This window comes from Aneurinibacillus migulanus, from assembly GCF_001274715.1.
In the GTDB taxonomy this organism is placed as follows: domain Bacteria; phylum Bacillota; class Bacilli; order Aneurinibacillales; family Aneurinibacillaceae; genus Aneurinibacillus; species Aneurinibacillus migulanus.
This window is the reverse complement of record NZ_LGUG01000004.1, coordinates 1,133,531-1,150,929: the sequence shown is the minus strand read 5'-3', so window position 1 is coordinate 1,150,929 and position 17,399 is coordinate 1,133,531. Positions and strand designations below refer to the sequence as shown.

General features: G+C 45.5%; 18 protein-coding genes. 6 read left to right on the top strand and 12 right to left on the bottom strand.

What is annotated here, in order from left to right; translation table 11 throughout:
• From AF333_RS07420 to pdhA, 3 genes are read right to left on the bottom strand one after another with little or no spacing between them, the layout of a single operon-like run.
• A complete protein-coding gene (locus AF333_RS07420; protein WP_043065525.1) occupies nt 1-1,359 on the bottom strand; it encodes a dihydrolipoamide acetyltransferase family protein in 1,359 nt (452 codons plus the stop codon).
• A 51-nt stretch (nt 1,360-1,410) separates the two neighbouring features.
• Nucleotides 1,411-2,391 (bottom strand): alpha-ketoacid dehydrogenase subunit beta, encoded by a 981-nt coding sequence (locus AF333_RS07415; RefSeq protein WP_043065524.1) that lies wholly within the window; start codon nt 2,389-2,391, stop codon nt 1,411-1,413.
• Between the two features lie 3 nt (nt 2,392-2,394).
• Nucleotides 2,395-3,438, bottom strand: a complete 1,044-nt coding sequence (gene pdhA / locus AF333_RS07410; protein ID WP_235356632.1) for a pyruvate dehydrogenase (acetyl-transferring) E1 component subunit alpha — start codon at nt 3,436-3,438, stop codon at nt 2,395-2,397.
• Between the two features lie 201 nt (nt 3,439-3,639).
• Between pdhA and AF333_RS07405 the strand changes: the two genes are divergently transcribed.
• Nucleotides 3,640-4,359 carry an alpha/beta hydrolase gene (locus tag AF333_RS07405; protein WP_043065522.1) on the top strand — a complete coding sequence of 240 codons (720 nt, stop codon included), beginning with the start codon at nt 3,640-3,642 and terminating at the stop codon, nt 4,357-4,359.
• A 4-nt stretch (nt 4,360-4,363) separates the two neighbouring features.
• A complete protein-coding gene (locus AF333_RS07400) occupies nt 4,364-4,966 on the top strand; it encodes a TVP38/TMEM64 family protein (protein WP_043065521.1) in 603 nt (200 codons plus the stop codon).
• 81 nt (nt 4,967-5,047) lie between these two features.
• On the opposite strand, the gene AF333_RS07395 is transcribed toward AF333_RS07400, so the two are convergent.
• Both AF333_RS07395 and AF333_RS07390 read right to left on the bottom strand, forming a co-directional pair.
• Nucleotides 5,048-5,404, bottom strand: coding sequence for a general stress protein (locus AF333_RS07395; protein WP_043065520.1), 357 nt, complete (start codon nt 5,402-5,404; stop codon nt 5,048-5,050).
• 114 nt (nt 5,405-5,518) lie between these two features.
• Nucleotides 5,519-6,505: a diacylglycerol/lipid kinase family protein gene (locus AF333_RS07390; protein WP_043065519.1), complete on the bottom strand. Its 987-nt coding sequence runs from the start codon at nt 6,503-6,505 to the stop codon at nt 5,519-5,521.
• A gap of 26 nt (nt 6,506-6,531) precedes the next feature.
• Here AF333_RS07390 and AF333_RS34855 point away from each other — a divergent pair, with 26 nt between their 5' ends.
• Nucleotides 6,532-6,756, top strand: coding sequence for a hypothetical protein (locus AF333_RS34855; RefSeq protein WP_235496206.1), 225 nt, complete (start codon nt 6,532-6,534; stop codon nt 6,754-6,756).
• A 341-nt stretch (nt 6,757-7,097) separates the two neighbouring features.
• A complete protein-coding gene (locus AF333_RS07380; RefSeq protein ID WP_043065646.1) occupies nt 7,098-9,167 on the top strand; it encodes a peptidoglycan D,D-transpeptidase FtsI family protein in 2,070 nt (689 codons plus the stop codon).
• A gap of 159 nt (nt 9,168-9,326) precedes the next feature.
• On the opposite strand, the gene lepB is transcribed toward AF333_RS07380, so the two are convergent.
• Nucleotides 9,327-9,839: a signal peptidase I gene (lepB, locus tag AF333_RS07375; RefSeq protein ID WP_043065517.1), complete on the bottom strand. Its 513-nt coding sequence runs from the start codon at nt 9,837-9,839 to the stop codon at nt 9,327-9,329.
• A 170-nt stretch (nt 9,840-10,009) separates the two neighbouring features.
• On the opposite strand from lepB, the gene AF333_RS07370 reads away from it, so the two are divergent.
• Entirely contained in the window at nt 10,010-11,080 is a 1,071-nt protein-coding gene (locus AF333_RS07370) for a YkvI family membrane protein (protein WP_139188899.1), read from the top strand.
• A gap of 48 nt (nt 11,081-11,128) precedes the next feature.
• On the opposite strand, the gene AF333_RS07365 is transcribed toward AF333_RS07370, so the two are convergent.
• From AF333_RS07365 to AF333_RS07350, 4 genes are all read right to left on the bottom strand, one after another.
• Nucleotides 11,129-11,815: a L,D-transpeptidase family protein gene (locus AF333_RS07365; protein WP_080787689.1), complete on the bottom strand. Its 687-nt coding sequence runs from the start codon at nt 11,813-11,815 to the stop codon at nt 11,129-11,131.
• A 46-nt stretch (nt 11,816-11,861) separates the two neighbouring features.
• The gene (locus AF333_RS07360) at nt 11,862-12,251 is read right to left on the bottom strand and encodes a methyl-accepting chemotaxis protein (protein ID WP_255322191.1); all 390 of its coding nucleotides are present in this window, start codon (nt 12,249-12,251) and stop codon (nt 11,862-11,864) included.
• An 84-nt stretch (nt 12,252-12,335) separates the two neighbouring features.
• On the bottom strand, nt 12,336-13,844 hold the full coding sequence (locus tag AF333_RS07355) for a carboxylesterase family protein (RefSeq protein WP_052811992.1): 1,509 nt from the start codon (nt 13,842-13,844) through the stop codon (nt 12,336-12,338).
• Nucleotides 13,845-13,895: 51 nt separating this feature from the next.
• Nucleotides 13,896-14,897, bottom strand: a complete 1,002-nt coding sequence (locus AF333_RS07350; RefSeq protein ID WP_043065515.1) for an MBL fold metallo-hydrolase — start codon at nt 14,895-14,897, stop codon at nt 13,896-13,898.
• A 193-nt stretch (nt 14,898-15,090) separates the two neighbouring features.
• Between AF333_RS07350 and AF333_RS07345 the strand changes: the two genes are divergently transcribed.
• Entirely contained in the window at nt 15,091-16,104 is a 1,014-nt protein-coding gene (locus AF333_RS07345; RefSeq protein WP_043065514.1) for an RpnC/YadD family protein, read from the top strand.
• Nucleotides 16,105-16,177: 73 nt separating this feature from the next.
• Here the strand turns inward: AF333_RS07345 and AF333_RS07340 are convergent, their stop codons facing one another.
• Nucleotides 16,178-16,558, bottom strand: a complete 381-nt coding sequence (locus AF333_RS07340; RefSeq protein ID WP_043065513.1) for a hypothetical protein — start codon at nt 16,556-16,558, stop codon at nt 16,178-16,180.
• A 340-nt stretch (nt 16,559-16,898) separates the two neighbouring features.
• Nucleotides 16,899-17,189 carry a hypothetical protein gene (locus tag AF333_RS34850; RefSeq protein ID WP_235496204.1) on the bottom strand — a complete coding sequence of 97 codons (291 nt, stop codon included), beginning with the start codon at nt 17,187-17,189 and terminating at the stop codon, nt 16,899-16,901.
• Nucleotides 17,190-17,399: the final 210 nt, after the last annotated feature.

Below are 17,399 nucleotides of genomic sequence, written 5' to 3'. Positions count from 1 at the left end.
TTACACCTCCATGACAAGCATTTCCGGATTTTGCAGCAGGCCTTTAATATAGTTCATGTACAATTGCGCCATCTCGCCATCAATGAGGCGATGGTCAAAGCTTAAGGACAGCGCCATAACAGGTGCCGCCACGATTTCATCATTTTCATTTACGACCGGCTTCTTCGCGATGCGGCCTACGCCGAGGATCGCCACTTCCGGATAGTTGATAACCGGAGTGAAGAACATACCTCCCGCAGAACCAATATTCGTAATGGAGAATGTGCTTCCTTTCAATTCATCAGCAGACGCTTTGCGTTCGCGCGCTTTGGTCGCCAACTCAGAGATTTCACCCGCGATCTTCCACAGCGGTTTGCGGTCCGCATCCTTGATAACCGGTACAAGCAATCCTTCATCAGTCGCAGCTGCAATACCGATATTGTAGTATTTCTTCAATACAATTTCATTATTCTCATCATCAATGCTTGCGTTTAGTTCCGGGAACTCTCGCAGGCCTGCGATTGCAGCTTTAACGATGAACGGCAGATAGGTCAGCTTGACTTCTTTTTTCTCCGCAATCGGCTTGAAGCGAGTACGCATCTCTACTAGCTTGGTTACATCTACTTCATCCATGATTGTTACATGCGGTGCAGTATACATCGATTTTGTCATTGCAGTTGCAATGGCTTTACGGATACCTTTAAGCGGCTTACGTTCTTCAAGTCCGCCAGGCGCTGCTTGTGCTGCCGCCGGAGCTTGCTTCTGTTCGCTTGCCACCGGAGTTGCCTGGTCAGCCTGTTTCGTTTGAGCCGCTTGTGGTGCTGCTTGTGCTTTGCCTCCACCTTGTGCGAATTGCTCTACGTCTTCGCGGGTTACACGGCCATTCTTACCTGTGCCTTGTACCTGACGGATATTTATGCCACGCTCACGCGCCAGCTTACGTACAGCCGGCGTTGCGTATACGCGCTTGTTCTCATCCACTGGCTCGGCTTCCTGCTGCGCAGGAGCCTGACCTTGCGTCAGCGGCGTTTTTTCTACGTCCGCCTGCTCGGATTTCTCCTTCAGTTCTTCTCCTACATCGCGGCCGGTAGCGTCCACTGTCTCGTTCTGCGGCTCGGATGTGCCTTCGGATTCCGCAGCACCCTCCGCATCGAACTCGACGAGTACGTCACCGACAACGGCTACCGTTCCTTCGTCTACTTTAATAGCAAGTACTTTTCCGTTTACGGGAGAGGGAATCTCTACAACCGCCTTGTCATTTTGTACTTCCATGATGATCTGGTCTTCTTCGACTTGATCGCCTTCTTTAATATGCCACTTAACGATTTCGCCTTCGTGGATGCCTTCACCGATATCCGGCATCTTGAACTGGAACGCCATAGATGGGACCTCCTCTTTAAGTATTATTGCGAACGATATCGAAGGATCAGTTTAGAAATCGAGTACTTTCTTTACGCCTTCGATGACACGAGACGGATCCGGCAACCATACATCTTCCGCTGCCGCAAACGGGAACACCGTATCCGGAGACGTTACACGTACTACCGGAGCTTCCAGGGAAAGGATGGCTTTTTCGTTGATTTGAGCGATGACTTCAGCTGCCACACCCGCTTGCTTCTGCGCTTCCTGTACGACAACAACACGATTTGTTTTTTCAACGGATGCAATAATTGTTTCCGTATCAATCGGATTGATGGTCCGCAGGTCAATAACTTCAACAGATACATTGCGTTCTTTTTCGATTTGTTCGGCTGCTTTCAGGGATGTTTGTACCATAGCACCATAAGTAACAATGGTTACATCTTTTCCTTCTTTTACTACATTTGCTTTACCGAGCGGAACTGTGTATGATTCCTCTGGCACTTCGCCACGGAAAGAACGGTACAGCTTCATATGCTCCAGGAAGATAACCGGGTCATTATCGCGGATAGCGGAAATGAGAAGTCCTTTCGCATCATACGGATTGGATGGGATAACCACTTTCACACCCGGCGTTTGCAGGAATAGCCCCTCTAAGCTATCCGCATGCAATTCCGGCGTTTTTACACCGCCACCAAAAGGCGCACGGAATACGATCGGAGAGTTATAGCGTCCACCGGAACGGTAGCGCATGCGCGCTGCCTGGGATGCAACTGCATCGAACGTCTCGAATACGAAACCGAAGAACTGAATTTCGGCAACCGGACGGAAGCCTTGCAGGCCAAGGCCGACTGCCATGCCGCCGATAGCGGACTCCGCAAGCGGCGTGTCAAATACGCGCTCTTCGCCGAACTCTTTCTGAAGTCCGTCCGTTGCGCGGAATACCCCGCCGTTCACCCCTACGTCTTCACCGAACACGAGTACGTTCGGATCAGCTTTCATTTCTGTACGCAGTGCGTCTGTAATGGCTTGGATCATGGTCATTTGTGCCATGGCTTACTTCATCTCCTTCTGCTTATACTCATCGTATTGCTCCTGCAGAGCTGGAGTCTTTTCTTCAAACATAATGTCGATCAGGTCGGTTACTTTTTGCTTCGGCTGCGTGTCTGCTTTCTTAATCGCTTCAGCAATCTCATTTTTCGCCTGCTCAATTACTTTATCTTCTTCCTCTTTAGACCAGAGGTTTTTGCTTTCAAGGTACGAACGGAAACGCACGAGCGGGTCCTTCTGTTCCCATTCAGTCATTTCTTCTTGCGCACGATAACGAGTTGGATCATCGCCCGCCATCGTATGCGGTCCGTAACGGAACGTCAGCGCTTCGATTAGTGTTGGGCCTTCTCCTGCAAGCGCACGTTCTTTTGCTTCGCGTACGGTTTCATATACGGCAATGGCATCCATGCCGTCAATTTGCACACCTTTAATCCCAGCAGCTTGCGCTTTCGCCGCGACGGACTCAGCTGCAGTTTGCTTGGAGAACGGCGTGGAGATCGCATAACGGTTGTTCTGTACAAAGAAGATAGCCGGTACTTTATACACCCCTGCGAAGTTCAAACCTTCGTAGAAATCCCCTTGTGATGTACCGCCATCGCCTATGTACGTAATCGCGACACGCTTTTCTTTTTTCAGCTTAAAGCCCATAGCAACGCCCATCGCCTGCGTAATTTGTGCAGCGATAATAATTTGCGGCATTAAAACGTTTACATCTTCAGGAATCTGCCCACCGTGGAAATGACCCCGTGAGTATAAAAATGCCTGATACAGCGGCAGACCGTGCCATACGATTTGCGGAATGTCGCGGTAGCTCGGCAGAATGAAATCTTCCTTAGCCAGCGCGCTTTGGCTTCCGATCATGCATGCTTCCTGTCCGGCAACCGGTGCGTAGAAGCCGAGGCGGCCTTGACGGTTCAAGCTGATTGCACGCTGATCCCACACACGGGTATATACCATCTTGCGCATTAATTCTTTCAGAGTAGCATCATCGACTTGAGGCATTTGCTTTTGATCTGCAACCTTGCCTTCAGGCGAAAGAATTTGTAACATCATGACAACTCCTTTTTTTGATAAAATATGAAAAAGAACGTTTACACTGCTGTAATAGAACAATCTGGCAATGAAACACCTTTTGTTGCACAACAAGTACAGTTTTGTACTTTCGGATTCGCGATGAGTATAGCACTTCCTCTTTATCATGTCCAATTTTTTTCACTCATACATATAAAAAACACGGAGGATTGATTCAAAATGGACGAGAAATTACGCAAGCGGACCATTCTGCGCCGCGAGCTTGAGAGCGCCTACCTGAAAGAGACGCGCTCTTACAAAGTATATCTGCCACCGGACTACGATCCGAGCCGAGCCTATCCCGTACTGTACGCCCAGGACGGTGAACAGTTCCTCAACTTTGGCAGGGGGGCAACCATCGCCCAGGAAATGATTCTCGAAGGTAAACTGTTACCCTTCATCATAGTAGCTGTTACAGTTTCGCGTGACAATCGAACAGAAGAATATGGAACCGGACGCAGCCGGAACGATATCTACAAATCCTTCTTTTTAGAAGAAATCGTACCTGCGGTCGAGCAGGAATTTCTCGTAAGTGAGCGTGTGCTCGTCGGCGATTCACTCGGCGGAACCGTAAGTCTTGATCTTGCGCTGGACAGGCCTGATTTATTCAGCAAGGTTCTCTCCCTTTCCGGGGCATTCCATCCCGAAGTAATGAAAGGGGTGCTGCGCAAGCCAAAGCTTCCGCACCTCACTATCTATATGCTTATCGGCCTGCAGGAAACAGCGGTACCTGTCGGAGATAAAACGGCTGATTTTCTTAGTTATAACCGTGAAATGAAGCAATTGCTTGAGCAGCGCCAGGCTTCTGTTACATATACCGAAAAAGAAGGTGGCCATGATTGGGGCTTTTGGCAAAGTCAACTTCCCAGTGCACTTTCCTTCTTTTTTGGGGTAAAATGAAACTATGAATTGGACAGAGTTAAAAACCTATTTTTCCGAAGAAAACTTATTAACGCTCCTTGCCAAATATGAATCATTCGGGCCATTGCCGGGCATTCTCATGACATTTATCGAAGCGTTCTTCCCGCCGTTGCCGTTGATAGCCATCGTCGCGGGTAATGCCGCCGCATATGGTTTATGGCTTGGCTTTTTATATTCCTGGATCGGAGTATGTCTCGGTGCAGGAACCGTATTTTTCCTATGTCGCAGGCTTGGACAGCACCGTTTCCTAAACTTCCTTACCCGCCATCCAAAGGTGAACGAAGCGATGAATTGGATGAATCGGCATGGTTTCAGCGCCATTTTCCTGTTTTCCTGCTTTCCGTTCACGCCTTCTTCGCTGGTAAACGTAGTCGCCGGTCTTTCCAATATTCCGACCAGCCACTTCATGGCCGCCATCATGCTCGGCAAAGCGATTATGATTTTTGTCATTTCGTTTATTGGACATGACTTTATGTCCTTTATTGAGCAACCGTGGAAGCTGCTGATTGTGCTGCTCGCTATTCTCTTGCTCTGGTTCATCGGTAAAAGAGTAGAGTCTCGGCTCACCTCAGTCAAACACAGATAAGAACGTACAAAAGTGGTAAGCCCTATGAGTAAGGCTTACCACTTTTTTCTTTGTCAAAATCCATATCCCTAAAACTTTTCCTTATAGATAACGCTCCAGGTCATCACGGTAATCCTTCACTACTAGCAATACCTTTCCCTGATCGAGACGAGCTTCATACCGATCAGCTTCCGCCTGGGTAAAGCCAAGGTTTTTGAACTCATTACGCAGCTCGTCCCCACGGCTTTTGAACATATTAGCTACCGTATCCATTACGCCTTTCTCGCTAACTCCCATGTTTTGCGTATCCGTTCTGTCCGTTAAATCTTTTGAGATATCTTTATCATGAGCAAACAGATACATATTGTCTCTCGTATATCCTGCGTTTTGCAGATTATTCACCGCCTGATATGCCTGTACTGTGTTCTCGTATTCTTGAACTTTGCATTTTGTATCCATCGTGTACCCTCGCTCCTTTTCGTATTTTTCTAATGTGGTGACATGTATTCCTTTCCACAAGGAGGAGGATTGAAACATATGCTTTAGTATTTAGAAAATTCCTGCACTGCATACTTATATCCTTCCAATAACATGGAGCGCTCCAACTAAAAGCTTGATATCAACTGGTGTTTTTCCGTTCTCTTCCCCATCCGTATCGATAATTTGCGCAGGGTTGCATTCAAGCGTTAACGAGGATGCTTTATGGCGGGAAATCGCTTTATGCTGAAACGGCTCACGTCGTAGATAAGACGACATAACGCTAACAATTTCGGAAAGCCCGATGTTCTCTACTACGATCACTTCAAGGTACCCGCTGTTCATTTTATTCTCTGTAAATAACTCGATGCCTGCCAGCGACATTCCCTTAGCTACATAAACCATGACTGCTTCCTTCTCAATCGTTTCCGTCTCTGTCTTAATCATTGTCCGGAACAGATGGTCCTCCTGTAAATACTGCAACGACTTCAAATAATAAGTAAAATGCTTTAAATATGTTTTTGTTTCATTTTTTATTTCGCTCGACACTGTAGAAATAAGTCCTACACCAAGAAAGTTTACAAAATACCGCGTACCGCATCTCCCAATATCAATGGCCTGCGGCAGCTCCTGTTTCATAAACTCGCACGCTTCCAGCAAATCCAGCGGGATCTGTAGTGTACGGGCGATGTCATTAGCCGTACCTGCGGGCAGAATACCAAGCACAGGCCGCCTGTCCAGACGCATCAAGCCATTCACTACTTCGTGAATAGTTCCGTCTCCTCCGGCAGCTACTACGACATTATATCCGCCGCTCTCTTCGTATGCGATTTGTTCGGCGTGCTCCTGGCGTAGCGTGGGTCTAATTGTAACATCCCACCTCTCCTGCAGCGATATGACAATGTCACTTAGCATTCGGTTGATCAGTTCCTGCCCAGCTATCGGATTATAAATTAGCAATAATTTTTCCTTGTCTATCACGTTATCCATCTCACTTTTCACCGCCCTGCTATGCTTATTCAAATTATTCCCAAAACATAAGAAGGCGTAACAATCTTGCTTAAAAATTTTACGTTGCCTCACCTCGCTCCCTTCTATATACATCTGATTTGATACATCGACAAATTTTTAGGGTGGGAGGTAAGAAGGAGGGGCGGTGGGTAGGAGCGGTCGAAAAAAGACACGCTGACCTTTCTTCTGCCGGATCGCAGGGCGCATCCATCCTCTTCTTTTTTCCGAATCTCCTTCCTCCAACCACGCTCCCCTGTAAAAATATCAAGTGTAATTTATATAGATACCAATCCCCTTGTCCATTTCACCGGCAAGGGGATTGATCAGATTGAAAGATAGCAAAACACCCCCATTTCATGTAAAATAGTCAATGCATGGAAATTTATACTTCAGGTGGAAATCATGCTCTTGCTCGATATCGTTAAATTTTCCCTCATTGTTTTAGGGATGCTACTGTTAAAATATCTCTCTTTTAATAAAGAGGCACATAAACATCGGTTTCCTTATAAATATGCATTTTTCAAGCAATCTCCCCTTGTCTGGTGGATTTTCAACATTATTTATATTCTACTTATCTTTATTATTTTTGCTTCCGGTGTAAGCATATAAGACAAAGAGAAAGAAATTATATAATTCAGGGTGTGATGTAACCACGATGTACGACATGGAAAAAAAAGAAAACGAGCGACGAAAACAAATTTTTGTGCGCTTAAATTTTCTCCTTGTGCTGGTCTTTTCTGTATTTGCTGTTGTGATTTTCAGGCTGGCCTATGTTCAAATTGTTAAAGGAGAAACATACATACAGGAAGCCTCTTCGAAGTCCGACAAAAAAGTTCCGATTCCCGCACTGCGGGGAAGTATTTATGATAAGCACGGAAATCTTATTGTCTATAGCCGGGCGTCTTTTGTGGCTGTATTCCAGGAAGAAAACGGTATGAAAAAAGCGGACTTTGTCAGTCTAGCGACCCGGCTTTCTACGATTTTAAAAGGCACAACAAAGGAAGACCTACTCAAGAAAATGGACGTAGGCTATCACTATAAGAATGGAGAAATCGCTCAGGTCCCGCGTCAAACGCAGAAATTCCTTGAGAAGGACTTAAAATATGATTTATCTAAGGAAGAAATCGCCTATTTGGCGGAACACCGCACTGAATTAAAAGGGATATCTGTCGTAACAAAGCCGATACGTAAATATGACTCCAAGCATGTAGCTGTACAAGCAATCGGGTATGTTCGTCCGTTTAACGTTGCAGATAACCAAAATATCGAATTCTACCGTCAGCGTAAAGACTCATACCTCCCCAACCAAATGGTGGGCTACGATGGCATCGAACGAAGCTATGAGGAAGTATTGCGCGGAGAGAACGGGTACCGGATTTATCAAATTAACTCCAGGCAAGCCATCCTGGGACAAATTGCGGAAACTCCGCCTAAAAACGGGCATAACCTGTACCTGACGATCGATCAGCGCGTCCAGATGGAAACGAGGGATTTTATCAAAAACTTCCTACCGAAGCTGCGCGCGACCGGCCGTAATGCTTCCTATGCAAAGACGGCCTATGCGGTCGCAATGGAAGTAAAAACAGGCAAGATTGTTGCTATGGTTAGCTATCCGGAGTACGATCCGAACATCTGGACATCTAACCCTGATCAGGAAACGTATGAGGCTAACCAGTATTCCTTCACGAACGGCACGATCCGCAGTGCACCGTATGACGTACGCCCAAAAACTGGCAAAGCAGCACAACTTGAAACGTATAAGCATCCAGCTTCGCTCGTTCCCGCAGGCTCGGTCATTAAACCAGCTACCGTTCTAATGGGATTATCGGAAGGGACCGCACCCTACTACTATTCCGATAGGGGGGCATACCAATACGGTGGTGCGGGGGATATCATTCGCAATGACAGCGGTCATAGTTATGGAGCATTAACGCCACAGACGGCCATCGAGAAGTCCTCCAATACGTATATGGCACTCGTCGGCCACAATCTAGCGAAGAAATATAAGAAGAACGCTGTTCCCATCATGCAGAAATACATGCATGCATTCGGTCTCGGAATAAAGACGGGAGTAGACTTGCCGAACGAGTCTGCCGGCGGTGAGGACTTCCTCGTCATGAATAAAAAATATGGACCGGTCGCCGCCATGGTACAGGCTTCCTTTGGCCAGCAGGGCCGGTACACCGCCATGCAGCTGGCCCAATATACGGCTACTGTAGCGAATAAAGGCGTCCGTATGAAGCCGCAGCTCGTGGATCGTATCGTTGACATCAACGGTAACGTTGTCCGTCCATTCAAGCCGGAAGTGCTAAGTGTACTAAAAGAATCTGACTCATATTGGAACATTGTTCATCAGGGAATGGCCCGAGTTGCCAGTTCAGGTACAGCGCGTAACGCGTTTGCCGGTTTCCCGTACCGTGTTGCAGCTAAAACCGGTACTTCACAGCAAGACATCTATGTGCCAGATTCCGTCGATTTCTCTAAAAAGGTCAACTGGCGCAAATATAAAGAAATTAATAATGGGGTATTCGTTTCGTTCGCCCCGGTAGATAACCCTAAACTGGCTGTCGCCGTCATCGTACCGGAGGGGGGATATGGCGGACCTTCCGCTGGTATAATCGCCCGGGCGATATATGATTCCTATGAAAAACATGTGGGGCTAGATCCCACCGACAAGCCGTACGACCCGGCAACTGCCGTTCCTTCGAAGGAGGCAGCATCTGATAAAAAATAAAAACTTCCATCTGGAAAAACTCGTGGGCTTGGCCGCTCGGCCTTTTTCGCCCTTCATGCCACGCGCCTCGTGGTTTTTTCGAGCGATACAACCGCAGGAAAATATATATTTTATGTAGAAAAAAAGCAGCTCTCTTGGCACGCCAAGAAGCTGCTTTTTTTACATGGACTGCATATCCGTGAACGGATAGAATCGGAAACGGGCTTTACCTTCAATAGCACTCTCATCTACGAATGGCTCCGGCCATAGATGTGAATCGTAACTTTCATTCCGATTGTCGCCAAGGAAGAAGAATTTACCTTCAGGAACCGTAATCGGTCCGAAATCATATTTCATCGGCTCCTTAATATACGGCTCGTTCACTTTTTCGCCGTTCCGATACAACGCTCCATCCTTCACTTCAATCGTGTCACCGCCCATACCAATTAAACGTTTAATAAACCGCTCGCCTTTCTTTTCAGGCAGAGGTGGATAGAATACAACAATATCGCCATGCTTCAAATCTTCCACACTGGTCATTTTATCTACTGCCAGACGATCATTAATATGAATAGTCGGCAGCATGGAACCACTCGGCACGACAACCGCTTCCCCAATGTATGTACGAATGGTCACACTTAGTACAATCGCTAACAGAATAACGGGCACCCATTCTTTTATCCATTTCATCATGCGTATATGTCCTCCTGCTTTCTCCCAAAATCGAACAATGCCTGCCGTATTTCTTTTTATTGTAAAACAAAGTGCAATAAATGTAACGAGATTTTTTCTCTGTGTAAGGCCAGTCTATCAGCCCGGACAATCTCATACATATAAGATAATACAATATGAACGAATAAGAGGTGAGAGTCTCGAAACGGAATTTGCAATCCATTCAATGGCTGGCGATGCTGCAAGTCGGCTTCACGTATATCGGTACTATTGTCGGCGCCGGCTTCGCAAGCGGGCAGGAAATCTTCCAATTCGTTACCCGCTACGGAAGCAAAAGCGTGCCAATTATTATGGTTAGCGTTCTTTTATTCATTCTTGCCGGAGCCAAAATCATGCTCATCGCTCATCGCATCGGAGCTTCTTCCTATCATCAGTTCAACCGGTATGTGTTCGGCAGGAAAGCAGGTCTCTGGATTAACGGGTTTACGCTGTTCACGCTGCTTTGTACGACGGGTGTTATGCTAGCCGGAAGCGGCGCCTTATTCGCCCAGCAACTAGGTGGATTCTATCAGATTGGTATCATCGGAACCGCGCTGCTTGTGTATCTCATTACTTCGCGTGGCATGCAGGCTATTATGGCGGTTAATACGCTCGTCGTACCGCTTATGCTTGGCTTTACTATTCTTATTGGCATTCACACATTTTTGATGAATGGTACAGCTTCTTTTTCTCTTACTGAACCTTCTCCTGTTTCCGGATGGGCGCTCGCTCCATTCTTGTATGTAGCGTTCAATCTCTCACTCGCATTAGCCGTACTTGTACCACTTGGGAGCGCGATACGAGACCCGCGTGTATTAGTCGGCGGAAGCATAATCGGAGGAATGGGTCTCGGCATTCTACTTCTACTCAGCAATTATGCATTGCTCGTTCATGGACCTGACATCGCGCAAGCCGAAGTCCCGATGGCAATGGTCGTCGTACCGCTCGGACCGCTTGTGCAGTGGCTATTCAGTCTTGTAATTCTAGCAGAGATTTTCACTACGCTTGTCGGCAATGTCTTCGGCCTAGCCCGTCAGTTGCAGACGCTTCCCCAATTCCGGGCTGAGCCAAGAATGCTGATCGCCGGATTGCTGATGGTTTGCTACGTGATTAGCCAATTCGGCTTCTCCACGCTTGTACACCATCTCTACCCGCTATTTGGTTATCTTGGAGCAGGCACGCTACTGATGATTTTTCTTGTACGACAAAAACCCACAGGATAAACAAAACGCGAGAAGCTGCTTGAGCGTCTCGCGTTTTGCACTCTTTACTTACTTTGCGGATGAAGCCAGAAAACATTCCGGTCCTTGCACAATGGCGGGCACTTTCTTTGGGTCCAGCCATTTTAATACAGCCAGTATATTCGCTTCAGACAGCGCCACACAACCGGCCGTGTAGCTCTGCGGCCCACGCCAAATATGCATAAAAATCGCACTGCCTTTGCCTGGAATCACCGGGTCTTCATTATAGCGAATCACCAGTGCATACTTATATAACGGGATAGCCAGACGCTCGAATGATTTCCATCTCTTTTTTGGATTGCCTTCGTAATGGACCCACGTATTGTAATCGGGTGACGTTTTATCATCAATCCAGTAGTCCTGGCGTGTAACCAACCGGTAAGGCATTGTCATCCCGGCAGGTTTTGCGGCTGTACCGAAAGAGGTTCCGAGAAGGTAAGCTCCAGCAGGCGACCTGGCGTCCCCTTCTTTCTTATCCTCAGGTAATACATATCCGTTCTTTCCTACTACCGCCGGCATTGGAGGCAGGGCCGGAACCCACTCTTCTCCCGCTCTCTCAAAAGCCTGAAGCCGGGCTTGACGGCTATTCCAATCAGATGTAGTAACAACAATTACCTGTTCCGTCTCTTCGTCGACTCCAGCAGACGCTGCAAAAGCCGCAGCCTTTGCTATCTCTTCCTGCTCTTTCTCTTCTTTGTCGTTCTTCGAATTTCCCATATTCAACACCTTTCTCCCTTCCCTCAAACTCTTGAAACATACGACCTTATAATCTGAACTTACGCACCACTTCATCCAGCGTACGCGCCATATCGTTTAACGATTCAACGGCTGTGGTTATTTGCTCCATGGATGCTAATTGCTCCTGTGTGGCTGCCGCCACTTTCCGGGTGCTATCTGCCGATTCGCGTGCCGTATGACTTATCTCCATAATCGACGCCGTTACTTGCTCGGAGCTGGCAGACATCTCCTCTGTTGCTGCTGATACTTCCTGAATTTGTTCAGCTACCTGTTGAGCGGAACTCGCGATTTTCGCAAACGCCTGCCCCGCTTCCAGCGTAGTTTGCCGTCCTTCCTCAACTTCTTTCATCCCTTGCTCCATCGCCTGAACCGAGTACCGGGTATCATCCCAAGAATGACCAAGCGCTTTACCAATCTGCTTTTTATTTCTAAACAGGAATGCTTAACGTAGGAAAAAATAATGAACTTATCCTTTCATTACCAACGAATCCTGTCTGCTTTAATTGAAGATTAATTCATGGATATGGGATTGCATATCGAGTGGGTCACTAACCGCTTCGCTCTCCTCATCTAACACTAGGGTCATTCGTTTTTCAACATTGTATTTAGGCCATAGTATAGAGTCCTCAGTGTTCGGTACTCCCAGCACAACAAAATTTAACAATGCTTGCTGTAACTTATTAGATAGAAGGCGAATATTATCATCATCCGCGTCCTCAAGCATCGGAGCATTTTCCCATTTCTCAAAGTTGCCAAACAGGAATGGTAGCTCCATACAATGACATGATACGAGCCAAGAATTACGAGACGGGTATACAAAATAATATACAAAAGTATCAGAGCCTGCCGCACTCATATTGGAAGCAAATTGGTGTGTCGGAAACGAAAACATCTGATCAGACGTCATATCAACGATCTGTGTATAATTGTTCGCATGTAAACGACGAGTTTTGTAGTGGTCAAAAGCTGTTTTCGCATGTTCCCCATAGAATTTTCTAAAAGGCTCAAGGACTAAGGGTTCTGGTAGGGAGCAGATAGTATCATGATTGGCATGCAAAAAAGCAGTGGTTTCTTCTTTCGTAGTTCCTACCATAAGTGTAATCTTCCCACCTGAAACTGCAATTGCGTCTGCCATTATGTCCTCATGAAGCAGAACTCCATCAGCAATTGGAATAAAAGAGAGAGAAACTTCATAAGGACGCGCAATTTCCTTTGCCAATTCAGACTCAGCAGCTAATAATTGGTCAATCTGCAGGCTCGCTAATTGTTCTCCAGAGGAAGATACCTCCAGTTTTTCGCAGAGTCTTTCCGCAAGGTGCTGAGCTCCTTCCTTAGACATAGGTTGGATACTTCCTGGACAACTTAACAAGCAAACCTGTTTAAACAACCCTTGTGCTTGCTTGCATGCCATAAGTGCCGTTGAATACCAAGCGCCCGCAGATTGTCCCGCAATCGTGATGGAATTAGGATCTCCGCCAAACGCAGCGATGTTATCCTGAACCCAATGTAATGCAGCTAACAGATCCCGCAAAGCAAGATTCCCCTCTGATACGCCTGGCAAGTACAGATTCCCAAGTGAGCCAAGTCGATAGTTTACGGTTACGACTACAATTCGACCTGACGCAGCCAGTTGGTTGCCATGGTACCAGCGAAGGGCGCCTCCTCCAGTCATAAAGCCACCACCATGAATCCAAAACAAAACTGGTAATTTGCCTTTCGTATCTCTTGTCCAAATATTTAGACGAAATGCATCCTCACTCTGGTTGGCTTCTTCAGGAGTTGTGCCAATCACTGGAGCAAGCCTGCTACGCAGCTGTGGAAAGACAGGTCCAGGTCTCGCAGCATCCCGTATTCCCTGCCAGCATGAAGGCCTATCTACAGGCTGAAAACGACCGCGATTTTCTCCATAAGGAATGTTGTAAAACGCAAGAACATCCTCTTCAACAATTCCTTGTAAATCACCTTGTTGGCATGTTGCGATAATTTTTCCCTGGATATTACTATTCATCTTAAGCACTCTCCTTACATGTAAATGTTCCATGGGAGCAAATTTCGATATTTACCTTACTTCGTACTTTTTTATCGGCTTACCATACGCGTAATAGTGCCATACACCATCTTTTACCTCTTTTTGGACTTTATGTTGTGTCTCCAAATAATCCAAGTGACCGATAATTTCCGACATGACCAATGGGAACTGGCTTTCATATTTCCCCTTGTAATACGTATAGGCCAGTTGATTTGCTGTCGAAATTCCACTTTGAATCAAACGCAGAATCCTTTCTGCCTTTTCATCAATACGATGTAATCTCTTCGTAATCAATTCTTTATGATTGTTGATTAACTCCCCATGCCCCGGGTATAGTATCTCGACATCTAGTTGTAAGCACTTTTTAAGCGAGTCTACATATTCGACCAACGTCAATATTCGTTCTCCATCCCGGTCAGGTTCGACAAGCGCGTTACTAGAAATATGACTAATAAGATGATCACCAGCAAAAAGGCATTTTTTCTGTTCATGTAACAAAACCACATGATCAGGAGAGTGGCCGGGTGTTTCTATAACCTGTAATCCCGCTATTCTATCCGCCTCAGCAAACGTTATAATGTCTGTCTGGATTCGATTTTTCTCGTTTTTCCGTACAGCATCCTTCAACTTCTGAACCTGTTGTTCTCCGGCAGCACCACACCCCATTTCTCGATAAAGCTGGTCAAAAAATTCTATTCGTAATGAAAAAAAACCTTTGTCCCTTTTCAAGCGATGAATCGATTCTTGATGGGCATAGAGCGGGATTTCTTTTATCGAAGAAATGCGATTGATCAAGCCAACGTGATCCTCATGGTTATGCGTAATAATAATCCGGGTCAAGTCATGAAGAGTAAATCCATTTTCATTCATTGTCTGCATAAAATATTCCCAGCATTCTTCTGAGTTTATACCGGCATCGATTAATGATAGAGAACCGGCTTCCTCTAGCAAATAAAAATTAAAGGATCGTAAGCTATATTTTGTGGGAACTATAACCGGATAAACAGAGAAACCCTCTTTTGAAATGCTCAAATGAAATCACTCCCTCATTTTTCGAATTATCAAAACTTCTTCCTTTTTATTATAACGCTAGTTTTTTCTAAAGAAATGCACAAGGTAAAGCATTTATCTGCGATATTACCTTGTACTCATCTATAGTCAGAATACAACTTTACGGGAAGCATGATATAATGAAAAATAAAATTGTACCTATGGGGGAATCCCAATGTCAAAGGAAGAAAATCTCCCGGATAGTCAAAGCCGTACCGATCATGACCGTTTATTTAAGGAGCTCCTTTCGACATTTTTTGAAGAGTTTATGGCGCTCTTCTTTCCTGACGCCTATGAAGCCATTGATTTTGAGCATACCTCTTTTTTATCAGAAGAACTGTTTACGGATATTCTAAAAGGAGAGAAACGACGTGTCGATCTTCTTGTAGAAACACGCCTGAGAGGGGAAGAAAGTCTCATCATCATTCATGTGGAGCCTCAATCGTATGAACAAACCTCCTTCCACGACCGTATGTTCATTTATTTTAGTCGACTATATGAAAAATATCGCAGGCGCATTTTGCCGATCGCCATCTTCAGCTACGATAAAGTTAAGGAAGAACCTGATACGCTCCACATATCCTTCCCTTTCTTCAATGTGATGACATTCCAGTTCTTAAAAGTGGAACTAAGGCGAAAAAACTGGCGAGACTATATTCAACAGGACAATCCGATAGCGGCTGCACTACTAAGCAAAATGGGATACACACCCGAGGAAAGAGTCGAAGTCAAAAAAGAGTTTCTCCGCATGTTGGTACGGTTAGAACAAGACCCGGCTCGTATGACATTGCTTACCGGATTTTTTGAAACCTACTTACAATTGAGTGAAGAGGAAGAACAACACTTGCTCATGGAGTTACAAAAGCTTGATCCTGATGAGGAGGGACGAATTATGGAATTGACAACATCCTGGCATGAGAAAGGAAGACGAGAAGGAAAACAAGAGGGGAGACAAGAAGGAAGGCAAGAGGGAAGACAAGAGGGAAAACGAGAAGCTGTACATGTGCTTTTGCAGGCGAAGTTTGGAGACGCTGCAAAAGCTTTACATGAAGATATACAGAAACTAACGAAGGATGAACATATCGACGAGCTGTTGCTGAAGGTTACAATCGCGCCATCGCTCCATGAAGTAAAAAATTTTATCCAGGACAAGGTTCCTAAACAAACAAAAGATAAGCGACTGCAATAATAAGAAGAAAGGTTGTATACCCCGCTTTCTTAGTTTGTCCTGCTTCTAAGATGTTAACTCAAATGGGTGGGTCTCACTGATTAAATAATATTTTCCCTTGCTCTGTTTCAACTAGATTTCCATCAAATACTTGCCAGCATACTTTCTTTTCACCGTCATGATCATCAATTAAAAAGTATCCTGTTATCTCCGGATTTACTTTTGCTATTGCCACTACCTGCTTTTTAATAAAATCAGAATGATACTCTCGTATATCCGCCCCATAAAAGACATATGCCGTCCAATTAATGACTTTTTCAGGGAAATTCCATCCTGATTGATACAGTTTACGTTTATCATGGGTCAATTGGTTTTCTGAATGGTTTTCACTAAAATAATTACATACTTCTTTTATCTTCCCTATATCATTTTCCTCACATTCAAACCAACCTCTAATCGAAACATATTTCCCCATATTAATTCCCCAATCCGTTTTTTACAGTTTTAGGATGAACACCATACTTAAATCAATACCCTATCCTTAGACCATGTTCCCCAGCATACTGAATTGTTCCTTTCACTGTAGACTTGATCAGCTTTTTCGCTTGTACAATCTTCTTTTTCACCGCCGTAACTATGTTGGATATCAAAAGAATATCATGCTTTGGGCTATGTTTGTTAGTAGCGAGGAAATCAATTCATTCGTAACTGAGTAGCCTCTTCCCTAAAAAAGAAACCTTGAAAGGCGTTCTAGCCAATCAAGGTGAGCAAAAAATTTTTAATTTTAATCAAGTACTCAAAGTTTACTTGGTAAGTTATATAGTTTTCCAAGGGTGTTGATTATCCAGCACGATCCAGAATGGATAGCCACCACACCGTGCCTCAAACGAGCGGCGGTTCGTCTCCCGCACGGAAGCGTAGAGGGCCGCTTTTTGCCCTAGCCAGGCGGGACCGTAAAACATCTGGGCAGACGCGAAGAAGGAGACAGTTGCGGTCCTCTTTCGCCTGGCCGGGGCATGCGCTTGGGAAGGGAGACGAAAGGCCTTGTTTGTGTCTCGTTGTGGTGATCTTTTCCTCTCGGAGCATTCAACACCCTTTGTATCCATAGATGGATAAAAAAATAGACGTTAAAGAATAGGCCGCCCTCGGCTAGGGCGGTTTTTCCGCTTCCATTTTCAAATTTTCTTCCTTCGTATTTTTAGCATGCAAAAAAGGCTCATTCCCCCTCATCGTTCAAGTTGGAATAAGCCTTCTAAGTTTATCAAGCGTGTTTGGTTTGTTGGCTGTATTGTATGATCTTGTTATTAGGTTTGTAA